The organism is Terrisporobacter muris (assembly GCF_024621905.1).
Classification (GTDB): domain Bacteria; phylum Bacillota; class Clostridia; order Peptostreptococcales; family Peptostreptococcaceae; genus Terrisporobacter; species Terrisporobacter muris.
Map to the genome: position 1 here is coordinate 1 of NZ_JANKBY010000052.1, position 16,185 is coordinate 16,185.

Below are 16,185 nucleotides of genomic sequence, written 5' to 3' on the forward strand. Positions count from 1 at the left end.
AAATAGATATAAATAGGAAAGGAAATAAAAAATGAACATTATAGAAAAAGATAACCAAATTATACTAGAAGGAATAAATGAAGATTTTGAACCACAACATGTTTTTGATTGTGGCCAATGTTTTAGATGGATTAGACAAGAAGATGGTTCATATACAGGGGTAGTTCAAGGAAAAGTTATAAATGTAAAAAAAGAAAATGATTTAATTATTTTTGATAATACTAATAAGGAAGACTTTGAAAATATATGGTTTGATTATTTTGATTTAGGAAGAGACTACGGCAAAATAAAAAATCAATTGAGAATAATGGATGAATATTTAGAAAAAGCAACAGAATTTGGACAAGGGATAAGAATACTACAGCAAGATGGATGGGAAATGCTTATATCTTTTATTATATCTGCAAATAATAGAATACCGATGATTCAAAGAGCAATAAATAATTTATCAGAAAAATATGGTAAATTTATAGGTGAATATAGAGGTAAAAAGTATTATGCCTTTCCAACACCTGAGGAGTTAAGTAGGGCATCTGTTGAAGAAATCAGAGCTTGTCAAACAGGATTTAGAGATAAGTATATCAAAAGTGTAGTTGATTATGTTAGTGAAAATAATGTTGATGTTTTATCTTATAGAAAGTTAAATACAGATGAGTGTATAAAAGAATTAGTCAAATTTAATGGAGTAGGTCCAAAGGTCGCAGACTGTATTACACTATTTGGAATGCAAAAATATGATACATTCCCAGTGGATGTTTGGGTAAAGAGAGTTATGGAAGAATTTTATGTGGAAGATAATTTAAGTTTGCCTAAAATAAGAAAATTTGCATTAGATAAATTTGGAAATTTGGCGGGGTTTGCTCAACAATATTTATTCTACTATGCAAGAGAATTAGGAATAGGTAGATAAATCCTAAGGAGATGAAAATAATGGGATGGTTTTAAAGGTCATTTTAGCACTCTTTTATATACTAAGTGCTATTGTTTCTATAAAACTTATATTAGAAAATAGGGATCCTTCGAAAACACTGATATGGATTTTGATTTTTATGTTATTTCCAGTAGTAGGAATATTGATTTATGCTGTACTAGGAAGAAATATTAGAAAAATAAAAATGAAAAAAACATATAAGATGGCAAATAATATGAAAAAAGAGAATCTTTTATTTAATTTGGATGAGATGAAGGAATTAGCCAAAGGTCAAAGTATCATGATAAAAGAAGGAAAATTGCCATACAGTGAAAATATAGATTTTAGAGTGTTAAGAGTAGTTAGTTTACTGCTTAATACAGGTATTTTTCCATTTACGATTAATAATAATGTGGAAATTTATGTAGATGGAAATGAAAAATTTAAAAATTTAGTAAAAGACATACGAAATGCAAAAGATCATATTCATTTAGAATATTTTATAATTAAAGATAGTGAAATTGGAGAACAGATAAAAAAAGAACTAATAGAAAAAGCAAAAGCTGGAGTGAAAATAAGAATAATTTATGATGATGTAGGTTGTTGGAGGTTTTGGTTCCATAGGAAATTTTTTAACGAAATGAGAACGCATGGTATAGAAATAATACCATACTTAAAGGGAAAGATTACTATACCAATAGGAGGACAGATTAATTACAGAAATCATAGAAAAATTGTAATTATAGATGGAAAAATAGGATATACAGGTGGAATAAATATTGGTGATGAATATATAGGAAAAAATAAAAAGTTTGGATACTGGAGGGACACTCATATAAGGATAGAAGGAACTTCTGTTTATATGTTACAGATGATTTTCTTAACCGACTGGTATTACAATACTAAAGAAGTATTATTAGAAGAAAAATTATTTCCTAAGTTAAATATCAAAGGAAACTCTATGATGCAAATTGTAGCTAGTGGTCCAGATTCAGATTGGGAATCTATGCATTATGCATATTTTTATGCAATATGCCAGGCGAAAAAGAGTATATATATAGAAACTCCATATTTTATACCAGATGAAAGCTTGCTTAAGGCTCTAAAATGTGCAGCATTAAGTGGTGTAGAACTTATAATTCTGTTTCCTAAAATTGCAGATCATAAAATTGTAAATACTGCATCATACTCTTACTTCCAAGAAATATTGGAGTCTGGTGGAAAAGTATACTTGTACAATAAAGGATTTTTACATTCAAAGGTTATAATTATAGATGATTTTATGGCTTCCACAGGGTCTGCAAATATGGATTTGAGAAGTTTCAAATTGAATTTTGAAGTTAATGCTTTCATATATGATAGGAAAATTATTGAAGAAATAAAAAAAGACTTCATGGCGGATTTAGATAATAGTGAAGAATTAGAAAGAATGAAGTTTGAAAGTAGAAATACATTTATGAAAGTTAAAGAGTCTATATCAAGACTTTTTTCCCCATTATTATAAAAGGCATGTTATTTTTAATATTAAATATCATGCTTTTTAATTTATTAAAATTTATTATAAATATTCTTTATTAGAAAATAAGGTTTTATAATTGAAAGTCATTATTTAATCTGCTAACATAAAATTAGTAATTAATTGGTATAAAAAGGTAAAATATGTAGAGATTTTATAATATCAGGGGAGAATATTATGGACAGATTTATTAATGATTTTAAAAAATATTATAAGTATGCCATATATTCAGCTAAATCAGAACTAAAAGCGGAGGTGGCTAGCTCTTATTTAAACTGGGTATGGTGGATATTGGAACCATTATGTTTTATGCTAATATATTCTTTTATATTTGGTGTAGTCTTTGATGCAAGGGAAGAAAACTTTCCGATTTTTATTTTTATAGGTATAATGGCTTGGGATTTTTTTAATAGAAATATGAAAAATAGTGTTAAGATGGTGAAAGCTAATAAGTCTATTGTATCTAAAGTTTATATACCTAAGTTTGTATTGATTTTCTCTAAAATGTTAGTTAATGGATTTAAAATGATGATTTGCTTTGGAATAGTAGTTCTTATGATGATTGTTTCTAGGGTTTCAATAACATGGAACGTACTGTATATAATACCTGTAATGATAACTCTTTGGATTATAAATTTTGGTTTTATGACGATTTTACTACACTTTGGTGTATTCATAGAGGATTTGTCAAATATAGTAAATATAGTATTAAGGGCGGTATTTTATATGACTGGGATTTTTTATTCTATAGAAAGTCGTATAGCATCACCTTATTCGGATATTTTATTGAAATGTAATCCAATTGCATTTTTATTATCTTCTTTTAGAAAGTGCTTATTGTATGGTGATAGACCTTCTTTAAAGGTTCTTTTATTATGGATAGTAGTGGGATTAATTATATCAATAGTAGGTGTGAAAACAATATATAAAAATGAAAATAGTTATGTGAAGGTGATATAATGAGGGACAAAAATTTAGCTATAGAAGTGAATAATTTAAGTATAACTTATAAAAGTATGAAAGCTTATTCTATAAAAAAGAATTTATTAAAATTGAAAAAAGCAAAAGTTACAGAATTTAAAGCTGTAAAAAACGTATCATTTAATTTAAAAGAGGGTCAGATTTTAGGTATAATAGGTAAAAATGGAAGTGGAAAATCTACAATGTTAAAGGCATTGGCTGGAATATTTTCACCAGATGAAGGAAATATAGACTTACATGACAAGTCAGTGTCATTATTATCTATAGGAGTTGGATTTAATAAAAGTTTAACTGGTAGAGAAAATATTCTTTTATCAGGAATGCTACTTGGATTTTCAGAAGAAGAAATAAGAAGTAAAATGGATGAAATAATAGAATTTGCTGAATTAGGTAAATTTATAGATATGCCTGTTAAAACATATTCTAGTGGAATGTTTTCGAAGTTAGCATTTTCTATCACAGCTATATTGGAAACAGATATAATGCTTATTGATGAAGTATTAAGTGTAGGTGACCAAAAATTTAAAAAGAAAAGCTATAAAAAAATGAAAAAACTAATTTCTGATAAAAAAAGAACAGTGGTTATAGTTTCTCATAATATTTCTACTTTAAAAGAACTTTGTGATACTGTAATGTGGATGCATGATGGTGTAATTAAAATGATAGGAAATCCTGAAGAAGTTCTTGATAAGTACACAGAATTTATGAATTAATTAAGCTTACTCTTTCTAATATTGAAAGTGTAAGCTTTTTTCAAAATAATTATGGTATAAAATTAAACTTTAATGATAAATATTTATATAGAAATAAAGGTTCAAAAATAAGTTGAAAATTTTATAAAAATGGTTTATTATTATCTTGTTAGCACTCTAAGATATAGAGTGATAAAAAATAATAATAACTAAATTTTATAATATAATTCTATTTTAGGAGGGATAAATTATGAAAATAAGACCTTTAGCAGACAGAGTAGTAATCAAGAAAGTTGAAGCAGAAGAAAAAACTGCAAGTGGTATTATTTTACCAGGTTCAGCAAAAGAACAACCTCAAATGGCACAAGTAATAGAAGTTGGGCCAGGAGGATTTGTAGATGGAAATGAAGTTAAAATGGAAGTTGAAGTTGGAGATAAAGTAATATACTCAAAATATGCAGGAAATGAAGTTAAGATAGACTCAGAAGAATACATAATTTTAAGACAAAGCGATATATTAGCTGTTATTGAGTAAAATTTAGGAGGGTATGAAGATGGCAAAGGATATTAGATTTGCGCAAGATACAAGAAAAGCATTAGAAATTGGAGTAAATAAATTAGCAGATACAGTTAAGGTTACTCTTGGACCAAAAGGAAGAAATGTTATACTAGACAAGATGTTTGGAGTACCTCTAATAACGAATGACGGTGTTACTATAGCAAAAGAAATAGAATTAGAAGATAGATTTGAAAATATGGGAGCTCAGCTTGTTAAGCAAGTTGCTACTAAAACAAATGATGTAGCTGGAGATGGTACAACAACAGCTACAGTCTTAGCACAAGCAATAATAAGAGAAGGTTTAAAAAATGTTACAGCAGGAGCTAATCCAATAATAATTAGAAAAGGTATACAAAAAGCTGTAGAAGCTTCAGTTGAAGAATTAAAGAAACAATCAAGAACAATAGAAAGTCAAGAAGAAATAGCTCAAGTTGGTGCTGTATCTTCAGGAGATGATGAAATAGGTAAATTAATAGCTGAAGCTATGAAAGTAGTAGGAAAAGAAGGTGTTATAACTGTAGAAGAATCTAAGACTATGAATACAGAATTAGAAACTGTTGAAGGTATGCAATTTGACAGAGGATTTGTTTCTGCATATATGGTTACAGATGTGGATAAAATGGAAGCAGTTTTAAATGATCCTTATATATTAATAACTGATAAGAAAATATCTAATATACAAGAGTTACTTCCTATCTTAAATAAAATAGTTGAACAAGGTAAGAGACTATTAATAATAGCAGAGGATGTGGAAGGTGAAGCATTATCTACATTAGTACTTAACAAATTAAGAGGAGTTTGTGAAATAGTTGCAGTTAAAGCTCCAGGATTTGGTGACAGAAGAAAAGAAATGCTTCAAGATATAGCTACTCTTACTGGTGGTGTTGTAATATCAGAAGAAGTAGGATATGACTTAAAAGAGGCTGACTTAGGAATGTTAGGTAGAGCTTCTTCAGTTAAAGTAGTAAAAGATAGTACTACTATAGTTGGTGGTCATGGAGAAAAAGAAGATATACAAAATAGAGTTAATCAAATAAAACATTTAGTAGAAGTTACAACTTCTGATTTCGATAAAGAAAAATTATTAGAAAGATTAGCTAAGTTATCTGGTGGAGTTGCAGTAGTTAAAGTTGGTGCAGCTACAGAAGTAGAAATGAAAGAAAAGAAATTAAGAATAGAAGATGCTTTAAATGCAACTAGAGCTGCTGTTGAAGAAGGTATAGTTGCCGGTGGTGGTACTGCTTTAGTTAGTACAATACCAGTTTTAGATAAACTAGTTGAAACTCTAGAAGGAGAAGAACAACTAGGAGCTAAAATAGTAAGAAAAGCATTAGAAGAACCATTAAGACAAATTGCAATAAATGCAGGTCTTGAAGGTGCTGTAATAGTTCAAAATGTAATAGCTGAAGATCCAGAAGTAGGATTTGATGCATTAAATGAAAAATATGTAAACATGATAGAAGCTGGTATAGTTGATCCAACTAAGGTTACTAGAAGTGCTCTTCAAAATGCTGCATCTATAGCAGGAGTATTCTTGACAACAGAAGCTGCTGTTGCTGATATTCCAGAAAAAGAAGATAAAGCTGCGGCTATGGGAGCAGGAATGCCAGGAATGATGTAGTATAATTAATAATTTAAAATAAGAGAGAACTCTATGAGTTCTCTTTTTTTGTATATATAACATGATTATTTTTAATTTTCCAAATAATATGATAAAATATGTTTTTATATAAAAATTATTGAGTAGTTTTTCGGAAGTTGATATTTTAGGAGGACATCATGTTAAAATTTAATAAAATTTTTGCAATAATATTATGTATAACGATAGTAATGACATTTTCTACAGGTTGCAACAATGATGATAAAGTTGAAAGAAATCAAATAAAGACTAATGAAATAAAAATAGAAGAAATAGAAAAAGAATCTACAGGTGTGGTATCTGATAATAGTGGATGGAAACTTTGGGATGATGAAAATCATCTAACTAAAGAAGGAAGAAGCGCCACAGGTAAAGGAGCTGTAGTTTCCTCAGGAAAATACGAGGCTTCTCAAGCTGGGTTAGAAATTATTAAAGCTGGAGGTAATGCAGTTGATGCGGCTATTGCAACAGGATTTGCTTTATGTGTTGTAGAGCCAAATGCTACAGGAATAGCGGGCGGTGGATGCATGATTATAAGAAACAAAGAGGGAAAAAATGTGTATATAGACTTTAGAGAAACTGCACCATCAGCAGCGAATCCATATATGTGGAATTTAGACTCTAAAGGGAAAGTAGCTAATGGTGAAAATAAAAGTGGTGGAAAGTCAGTAGCAGTACCAGGACAGGTGGCTGGATTAATATATGCTTTCGAAAAGTATGGATCGGGAAATCTTACATTAGAAGAAGTTATGACACCTGCTATTAATTTGGCTCAAAATGGATTCTATGTCACGCCAACACTTCTAAAAGACATGAAAAGTGTAAAAGACATGATGGGGAAATACCCAGAATTAAAAAATTTAATTCTTAATAAAGATGGGAATTATTACAATGTTGGAGATTTATATAAGAATAAAGATCTAGCTAATACTTTGAAACTAATATCTAAAGAGGGTAAGGATGGATTTTATACAGGAGATATGGCCAAATCTATAGTAGAAACAGCAAAAAAATATGGTGGAATAATTACTTTAGAAGATTTGGCGAACTATAAAGTTGAAGAGTCAGAACCTTTACAAGGCACTTATCGAGGTAAAACTATAATATCGTCACCGTTACCGTCATCTGGTGGAACTCATGTTATTCAATCTTTAAATATATTGGAGAATTTTGATATTTCAAAGTATGGAATATATTCACCGGAAAGATATCATCTATTGTCTGAGACATTCAAAATGGTATACGAAGATAGAGCTAAATATATGGGAGACCAAGAGTTTATTGATGTACCAACTTTTGGATTGCTAAATAAATATTATGCCAAGGCGTTAGCTGATAAAATTGATATGAATTATTCTCAAGAATATAAAGCGGATGACCCATGGATTTATGAACATGAAGATACAACTCATTATTCAGTAGCAGATAAAGATGGTAATATGGTTGCTGTAACTCAAACTATAAACTGGACTTTTGGGTCAGGATTAGTAGTGGATGATTATGGTTTTGTATTAAATAATGAGATAAGTGATTTTTCTCCAGAATCAGATTCACCAAACTCTGTTGATGGTGGAAAGAAACCTTTAAGTTCTATGAGCCCAACAATAGTATTAAATGAAGATAGTACTCCTCTTATGGTTCTTGGTTCTCCTGGAGGGTCTAGGATTATTCCTACTATAACGCAAGTTATTAGTAATGTTATAGACTATGATATGGATATACAAGAGGCTATAGATACTTATAGAATGTATGATAACACTAAAGATAAAATTGTTTATGAAGGTGGAATAAGTGATGAAACTATAAATAAACTTGAAGCTATGGGTCATAAGATTGAAAAATATGAAGACGGTTATGATAAACATTTTGGCGGGGTACAGGGCGTTCAATATAAAAATGGTAAACTAATAGGTGGAGCAGATTCGAGAAGAGATGGGAAAGCTCTAGGTAATTAATAAATAGTTATGATTTAAATAAAATAATAAGGTATAATTATATATAAAAAAGAATATCAAAGAGGGGAATTATGGATTTAAAAAAATTATTAGAGGATGTTAAGAATAATAACTTAAAAATAGAAGATGCTTTAGAAAAATTAAAAGACTTACCCTATGAAGATATAGGATATGCTCATATTGATCATCACAGGAGTATAAGAAATGGATATCCAGAGGTAATATACTGCAAGGGTAAAAGTGATGAGCATATACTGGGGATTATAGAAAAGATGAATGAAAAAGGTAGTAATATACTTGGAACTAGATGTGAGAAAACTACTTTTGATAAAATTTCAAAATTATATCCCCATGCAAAATATGATTTATTATCTAAAATATTAAGAATAGAAAATGAAGAAATAGAAGATAAGGGTAAGGGAACGATTTTAATTGTTACAGGTGGCACATCGGATATACCTGTGGCAGATGAAGCATATTATACGGCTTTATTCTTTGGAAATAAAGTTGAAAGATTATATGATGTGGGAGTTGCTGGAATTCATAGATTACTTAATAATAGAGAGATAATTGAAAAGGCTAGAGTAATTGTGGCAGTTGCAGGTATGGAAGGAGCTCTTCCTAGCGTAGTAGGGGGTCTAGTAGATGTGCCAGTTATTGCGGTACCTACATCAGTAGGGTATGGAGCAAATTTTGATGGATTAGCTCCACTTCTAGCTATGCTTAATAGTTGTGCTTCTGGTATTTCTGTAGTAAACATTGACAATGGTTTTGGGGCAGGATATTTAGCATCTACTATTAATAAATTAAAATAATAATAGGTATGACTTAGATATAGATAACATATATAGAAAAATATCTAGCATATAAAACATTATATTAAAAAATGCAATTTCTGTATCGATAAAAGTTAAGTATCTATATTATAACAGTAAATTAATTAAAGTATAAAACTGATATTAATGATATTAAATTATAGTAATTAACCCAAATATGTAGATTAAATAAGTTTATTAGAGTATAAATATAATAGTTGATGAAGAAAATAGTAAAAATTTGTTGACATAAGCGAATTATTTTGGTAAATTATTATTCAAACATAAGGCAAATAACGAAAATTTTAAAAACAAAATCACTCGTATATACTCAGAAATAAGGTCTGAGAGTTTCTACCGAGATACCGTAAAAATCTTGACTATGAGTGAAATTATTATACATATTTAAAATTTACTAACTGCTTAATTTTAGGCAGTTTTGTAGCATATTTTTAAAACCTGTATAGTGATTTCACTTTTTAGTAAAAAAGGTGGAAACTATACAGGTTTTTTTATATAAAAAATTTGAAATATTTAAATATAAAGTGGGCTAAATTGAAAGGAGAATTAGTATGGCTAAAATAATAAAAGAAGGATTAACTTTTGATGATGTTTTATTAATACCTCAAAAATCTGAAATATTACCAAAAGAGATAAATACACAAACATACTTAACTAAGACAATACAATTAAATATACCATTAATGAGTGCTGGTATGGATACTGTTACAGAATCAAAAATGGCAATATCTATGGCTAGACAAGGTGGTATAGGTATAATTCACAAGAATATGTCTATTGCAGAACAAGCTTCAGAAGTTGATAGAGTAAAAAGAAGCGAAAGTGGAGTAATTGTGGATCCATTTTACTTAACAAAAGACCATACAATTCAAGATGCTGACAATATAATGGGGAAATTTAGAATATCAGGAGTTCCAATAATAGATGAAGATAAAAAACTTATTGGAATAATAACAAACAGGGATATAAAGTTTGAAAAAGATATGTCTAAAAGAATAGAAGATGCTATGACTAAAGATAATTTAGTAACAGCTAGAGAAGGTGTTACTTTAGAAGAAGCTGAGCAAATTCTTAAAAAACATAAAATTGAAAAATTACCAATAGTAGATGAAGAAAATCATTTAAAAGGTTTAATAACAATAAAAGATATAGAGAAGAAAATCCAATATCCAAACTCTGCAAAAGATAAAGGGGGAAGACTTTTATGTGGTGCAGCAGTTGGTATAACTGGAGATTTATTAGATAGAGTAAAAGCATTATACGAATCAAAAGTAGATGTAATTGTTTTAGATAGTGCTCATGGACACTCAAAAGGTGTTATAGAAGCTGTTAAAAAGATAAAAGCTGCGTATCCAGACTTACAAGTTATAGCTGGAAATGTTGCAACTGCTAAAGGTTGTGAAGCATTAATAGAAGCTGGAGCTGACTGCGTAAAAGTAGGGATAGGACCTGGATCGATATGTACAACAAGAGTTGTCGCAGGTATAGGTGTTCCTCAAGTAACAGCAGTTATGGATTGTGCTGAAGCTGCTGCTAAGTATGGCATACCAGTAATAGCAGATGGTGGAATAAAATACTCTGGAGATATAGTTAAAGCATTAGCTGCTGGAGCAAATGTATGTATGATGGGATCGATGTTCGCTGGAACTGATGAAAGTCCAGGAGAAACAGTTCTTTATAGAGGAAGATCATACAAAACTTATAGAGGAATGGGATCTATAGCAGCTATGGAAGATGGTTCAAAAGATAGATACTTCCAAGATGGAGCTAAGAAATTAGTTCCAGAAGGTGTTGAAGGAATGGTTGCTTATAAAGGTAAAGCAGAAGATATAACATACCAAATGATAGGTGGTCTAAGATCTGGAATGGGATATTGTGGAGCGCCTACTATAAAAGACTTACAAGAAACAGCGGAATTTGTTAAAATAACAGCAGCTTCATTAAAAGAAAGTCATCCGCATGATATAACAATAACAAAAGAAGCACCAAACTACAGTATGCAAGGAGATATGATGTAATGAAACATGAATTAGTATTAGTTATTGACTTTGGAGGTCAATACAACCAATTAATTGCTAGAAGAGTAAGAGAGAACAATGTTTACTGTGAGATATTACCTTACAGTACAGACATAGAAGTAATAAAAGCTAAAAACCCAAAAGGAATAATATTTACTGGAGGACCTAATAGTGCATACTTACTAGACTCTCCATCTATATCAAAAGAAATATTTGAAATAGGTGTACCAATACTTGGTATATGTTATGGACATCAAATAATGTCTCATGTACTAGGTGGAGTTGTTAGAAAAGGTAACACAGCTGAAAAAGAATATGGAAAAACATCTATAACATATCATGAGTCAAAATTATTTGAAGGAATATCTACAAATACAGTTTGGATGAGTCATACTGACTTAGTTGATGCAGTAGCTCCTGGATTTGAAGTTATAGCTCATACAGCAGATTGTCCAGTTGCAGCTATAGAAAATAAAGAAAAAAATCTTTATGGAGTCCAATTCCATCCAGAAGTTGAACATTGTTTAGAAGGAGATAAAATACTTAGAAACTTCTTATACAATATTTGTAATGTTAGTGGAGACTGGACTACAGATTCATTTATAAACGATAAAATAAAACAATTAAAAGAAACTATAGGAGATAAAAAAGTACTTTGTGCACTAAGTGGTGGAGTTGATTCATCAGTTGCTGCAGTACTTGTTCATAAGGCTATAGGTGATAACTTAACATGTGTATTCGTTGATCATGGTTTACTTAGAAAAAATGAAGGAAATGATGTAGAAAGAATATTCAGAGATAAGTTTGATATGAACTTAATCAGAGTTAACTGTGAAGATAGATTCTTAGGTAAGTTAAAGGGAGTGACTGAACCTGAGGCTAAGAGAAAAATCATAGGTGAAGAATTTATAAGAGTATTTGAAGAAGAATCAAATAAACTTGGAAAAATGGACTTCTTAGTTCAAGGAACTATATATCCAGATGTTGTAGAAAGTGGACATGGTGGAGAATCTGCTACAATAAAATCTCACCACAATGTTGGCGGAATACCAGAAGATATAGAATTCCAAATAGTAGAGCCTTTAAGAGAATTATTTAAAGATGAGGTTAGAAAAATAGGTTTAGAGCTTGGTATAGAAGAAGGATTAATATTTAGACATCCATTCCCAGGACCAGGATTAGGGATAAGAGTAATAGGAGAAGTTACAAAAGAAAGATGTGATATCTTAAGAGAAGCTGATGCTATATATATGGAAGAGCTTAAAAAAGCTGGTCTTTACAAAAAAATATGGCAAGCATTTGCTACATTACCAGATGTTAAGACAGTTGGAGTTATGGGAGACGAAAGAACTTATGCTTATTTAGTAGGTTTAAGAGCTGTAACATCTTCTGACGGAATGACTTCAGATTGGTACAAAATGCCTTATGATGTTTTAGAAAAGATATCAAATAGAATAGTTAATGAAGTGGACGGAGCTAATAGAGTAGTTTATGATATAACTTCAAAACCACCAGGAACTATTGAATGGGAATAATATAAATTGGGGAGCAAAAGAATTTTTTCTTTTGCTCCTTAATTTTTATTTAATAAACACACACATATACATTCAATATAATGACACTGGAGGAATAAATATGAAATTAAATAAGACAATAGCTTTAAGTACAGTAATAATTTTAGGAGCTTTAAATCTAGTTGGCTGTAATAATAGCAAAGCAGATACAAATGAAAAAACAAATATAAAAGTAGGTATGGTATCTGATGTTGGAGGTATAAATGATGAATCATTTAATCAATCTGCATATGAAGGTCTTCAACAAGCTGAAAAAGATTTAGGAATTGAAATAAAAGTAATAGAATCAAAACAAGCATCAGAATATCTTGGAAATATAGAAACTTTAGCAGATGAAGGTATGGACCTAATTATAGGTGTAGGTAATACTATGGCGGCAGATATAAAAACTCAAGCAGAAAATTATCCAGAACAACAATTTGCAATAATAGATGAAACTTATGATGAGATACCTGAAAATGTAACACCAATTTTATTTAAAGAAAATGAAGCTTCTTATTTAACTGGACTTATAGCAGGAAAAATGACTGAAACTAATAATGTTGGATTTATAGGTGGTATGGATAATACTGTTATATCAAGGTTCTTATATGGATATATGGCAGGAGTAAAAGAAGCTAACAAAGATGCTGAAATTAATGTTCAATATGCAGGAACTTTTGCAGATGCTGCTAAAGGTAAGTCAATAGCTAATCAAATGTATTCAAATAAAGTGGATATAATACTTTCAGCAGCAGGAGGTACAGGATTAGGAGCAATAGAATCTGCAAAAGAACAAAATAAATATGCTATAGGGGTAGATAAAGATCAAAGCAATTTAGCTCCAGATAACGTATTAACATCAGCTTTAAAGAAAGTAAATGTTGGTGTGTATGATACAGTTAAAGAGCTTAAAAATGGAAAATTAGCTGGAGGAAAAGAAAAAGTATACGGTCTAAAAGAAGATGGAGTTGGTATACCAGATTCCACTAAAAAACTAGTACCGCAAGATATAATTGATTATGTAAATACTATGGCTGATAAAGTTAAAAATGGAGAAATTAAGGTTCCTGAAACTGAAGTTGAGTATGATTCAGTAGATTAATAAAATATTAGAGATAAGATATATTCTTATCTCTTTTTATATTGTAGGAAATTATATTGTTCTTAAATTTCTGTAAATCTTATGAAATTAAGTAATATCAACAAATATTGAAATGTAAAAAAGTTGTTTTTTGAGCAAGGTCGTTGGCTAAAATTTCATAGCGCCACGCAGTGGCTTAAGCAAAGTGGATTTTTTATAAAATGTTGAAACTTAGTCACATAAATAATAAAATTACAATTGTATAGTGAAAATAATAGTTAAAAGGGGATTTAAAAGAGATATATGATAGAAATAATAGGAATGACTGTAGAGGATGCAAAACTATAGAAGTATGTGGAGGAGATAGAATTGAGCTTGTAAGTGCGTTAACTGAAGGTGGACTTACACCAAGTTATGGACTTATGGAAAGTATAATGAAAAATGTAGATATACCTGTAAATGTTATGATAAGACCACATGCTAATGGATTTGTATATACTGAAGAAGATTTGAAAATAATGAAAAGAGACATACAGGTAGCGAAGAGTTTGGGTGCTAATTGTATTGTTTTAGGCATTTTGGAACTGCAATAAGAGAGGATAATAATCCTTTTAAAAGTATAGATGAAGAAAAACTAAAAAAATTAGTAAGTTTATTAAAAGCTTAGTTAAAAAGGAGAAAGTATATTACTTTCTCTTTTTTGATGCATATTATTAGCAAAAAGAATAAAAAGTTCGTGTTTACACCATAAAAGACTATAATAATGACATAGGAATTAAAAAATGTTCGTGAAAAATTGGTATTAATATTGACATAGAAAATGTGAAATGTTATTCTATTAAAGTATTTAAGGAACACGAATTATTAAAAGGAATTATCAAGAAAAAATAAGTTTTATACGGAACATTAACGAAAAATATATGGGATAAGGTGATTAAAATTATGGAAATGATATCAAGTTCAAAAAAAGAAAATTTATTACAAAAAGTTTTTAAATTAGAAGAACATAATACAGATACAAAAACAGAAGTAATGGCAGGTATAACTACATTTATGACAATGGCATATATATTGGTAGTTAATCCATCAATATTATCTCAAACAGGTATGGATCAAGGTGCAGTATTTGTTGCTACAGCTTTATCAGCAGCAATAGCAACATTTTTTATGGGGATTATGGCAAATTATCCAATTGCATTAGCTCCAGGTATGGGACTAAATGTATTCTTTGCCAATACAATAGTTTTACAAATGGGATACTCTTGGCAATTTGCCCTTATGGCAGTATTTATAGAAGGAATAATATTTATTTTACTAACAGTAACAAACTTAAGAGAAAAAATAATTGAATGTATACCAATGAACTTAAAGTATGCTGTAACAGCAGGTGTTGGTTTATTTATAGCTTATATAGGTTTAAAAAATGCAAGTATAATAGTAGATGGTGGATTAGGAAATATGCATGATCCACTAGTTATATTAACTTTATTTGGATTAGCAGTGACAGGAGTGTTAGTTGCTAAAAATAAAAAAGGTGCATTATTAATTTCAATAGTATTAATATCAATTATAGGTATGGCACTTAAATTAGTTGCTTTACCAGGAGGAATAATGTCATTTGATATACCTTCTTTAAAACCAGTATTTTTACAAGCATTTTCAGTTGATAAAAGTGAAGTATTCAGTTTAAATATGGTGATTGTAGTATTTACGCTATTATTTGTAGATTTATTTGATACAGTAGGTTGTTTAGTAGGAGTTGCAGAAAAAGGAAATATTTTAGATGAAAATGGTAATATACCAAAAGCTAAGGAAGCTATGCTAGCAGATGCTATAGGGACTACTACAGGAGCTTTACTTGGAACATCAACAGTAACTTCATTTATAGAAAGTGCTTCAGGAATTGGTGAAGGCGGTAGAACAGGTTTAACAGCTATAACAACAGGAATATTATTTATTTTATCATTATTATTTGCTCCTTTATTTGTAGCTATACCAACTCAAGCTACATCAGCGGTATTAATAATTGTTGGTGTTATGATGGCTGGATCACTTAATAAAATTGACTTTGATGATTTTACAAATGCTATACCAGCATTTATAACTTTTGTATTTATGCCTCTTACAAACAGTATAGGTGATGGGATAATATTCGGAATACTATCTTATACAATATTAAAATTAGCTACAAATAAAAAAGATGAAGTAAACTTATCTATGATAATTTTATCAATCTTATTCATTATAAAATTCATACTTTTAGGATAAATTTAAAAAGAGTTACTTAATTGTTAAATAATTAAGTAACTCTTTTTTCTTTAATAAATAAGTTTTTAGGTTAAGATTAAACTAAAAAACTTTAGTATTTAATGAGAAAATGAAAAATGCGATTAATTTATAAATAAATGTCGAAAATATTCGTAATAATACATATATTTTAAC

Annotated in this window: 13 protein-coding genes and 1 riboswitch; all 13 genes read left to right on the plus strand. The window is 29.5% G+C overall.

Going from position 1 to position 16,185, the window contains the following annotated elements:
• Nucleotides 1-31: 31 nt before the first annotated feature.
• The 13 genes from NSA58_RS06175 (at nucleotide 32) to NSA58_RS06235 (ending at nucleotide 16,011) form a co-directional block, all read left to right on the plus strand.
• Nucleotides 32-910, plus strand: a complete 879-nt coding sequence (locus NSA58_RS06175) for a DNA-3-methyladenine glycosylase family protein (protein ID WP_039681379.1) — start codon at nucleotides 32-34, stop codon at nucleotides 908-910.
• 25 nt (nucleotides 911-935) lie between these two features.
• Nucleotides 936-2,414, plus strand: coding sequence for a cardiolipin synthase (gene cls, locus NSA58_RS06180; protein WP_039681378.1), 1,479 nt, complete (start codon nucleotides 936-938; stop codon nucleotides 2,412-2,414).
• 189 nt (nucleotides 2,415-2,603) lie between these two features.
• A complete protein-coding gene (locus NSA58_RS06185; RefSeq protein ID WP_039681377.1) occupies nucleotides 2,604-3,386 on the plus strand; it encodes an ABC transporter permease in 783 nt (260 codons plus the stop codon).
• Nucleotides 3,386-4,120 carry an ABC transporter ATP-binding protein gene (locus NSA58_RS06190; RefSeq protein WP_039681376.1) on the plus strand — a complete coding sequence of 245 codons (735 nt, stop codon included), beginning with the start codon at nucleotides 3,386-3,388 and terminating at the stop codon, nucleotides 4,118-4,120. Before NSA58_RS06185 ends, NSA58_RS06190 begins: the two co-directional genes overlap by 1 nt.
• A gap of 229 nt (nucleotides 4,121-4,349) precedes the next feature.
• Complete coding sequence (locus tag NSA58_RS06195; protein ID WP_039681375.1) at nucleotides 4,350-4,634, plus strand: co-chaperone GroES; 285 nt, start codon at nucleotides 4,350-4,352, stop codon at nucleotides 4,632-4,634.
• A 19-nt stretch (nucleotides 4,635-4,653) separates the two neighbouring features.
• Nucleotides 4,654-6,279: a chaperonin GroEL gene (gene groL, locus NSA58_RS06200; RefSeq protein ID WP_039681374.1), complete on the plus strand. Its 1,626-nt coding sequence runs from the start codon at nucleotides 4,654-4,656 to the stop codon at nucleotides 6,277-6,279.
• Nucleotides 6,280-6,437: 158 nt separating this feature from the next.
• Nucleotides 6,438-8,252: a gamma-glutamyltransferase gene (gene ggt, locus NSA58_RS06205; RefSeq protein WP_039681373.1), complete on the plus strand. Its 1,815-nt coding sequence runs from the start codon at nucleotides 6,438-6,440 to the stop codon at nucleotides 8,250-8,252.
• Between the two features lie 71 nt (nucleotides 8,253-8,323).
• Nucleotides 8,324-9,067, plus strand: coding sequence for a nickel pincer cofactor biosynthesis protein LarB (gene larB / locus NSA58_RS06210; RefSeq protein WP_039681372.1), 744 nt, complete (start codon nucleotides 8,324-8,326; stop codon nucleotides 9,065-9,067).
• A 301-nt stretch (nucleotides 9,068-9,368) separates the two neighbouring features.
• Nucleotides 9,369-9,470, plus strand: a riboswitch (purine riboswitch).
• A 169-nt stretch (nucleotides 9,471-9,639) separates the two neighbouring features.
• Nucleotides 9,640-11,106 carry an IMP dehydrogenase gene (guaB, locus tag NSA58_RS06215; RefSeq protein WP_074429954.1) on the plus strand — a complete coding sequence of 489 codons (1,467 nt, stop codon included), beginning with the start codon at nucleotides 9,640-9,642 and terminating at the stop codon, nucleotides 11,104-11,106.
• Nucleotides 11,106-12,641: a glutamine-hydrolyzing GMP synthase gene (gene guaA / locus NSA58_RS06220; RefSeq protein ID WP_074429955.1), complete on the plus strand. Its 1,536-nt coding sequence runs from the start codon at nucleotides 11,106-11,108 to the stop codon at nucleotides 12,639-12,641. Before guaB ends, guaA begins: the two co-directional genes overlap by 1 nt.
• Nucleotides 12,642-12,741: 100 nt before the next feature.
• Nucleotides 12,742-13,764: a BMP family lipoprotein gene (locus NSA58_RS06225; RefSeq protein ID WP_074429956.1), complete on the plus strand. Its 1,023-nt coding sequence runs from the start codon at nucleotides 12,742-12,744 to the stop codon at nucleotides 13,762-13,764.
• 347 nt (nucleotides 13,765-14,111) lie between these two features.
• Nucleotides 14,112-14,336, plus strand: a complete 225-nt coding sequence (locus NSA58_RS06230) for a copper homeostasis protein CutC (protein ID WP_242842782.1) — start codon at nucleotides 14,112-14,114, stop codon at nucleotides 14,334-14,336.
• A gap of 349 nt (nucleotides 14,337-14,685) precedes the next feature.
• A complete protein-coding gene (locus NSA58_RS06235; protein WP_052233171.1) occupies nucleotides 14,686-16,011 on the plus strand; it encodes an NCS2 family permease in 1,326 nt (441 codons plus the stop codon).
• The last annotated feature ends 174 nt before the right edge of the window (nucleotides 16,012-16,185 follow it).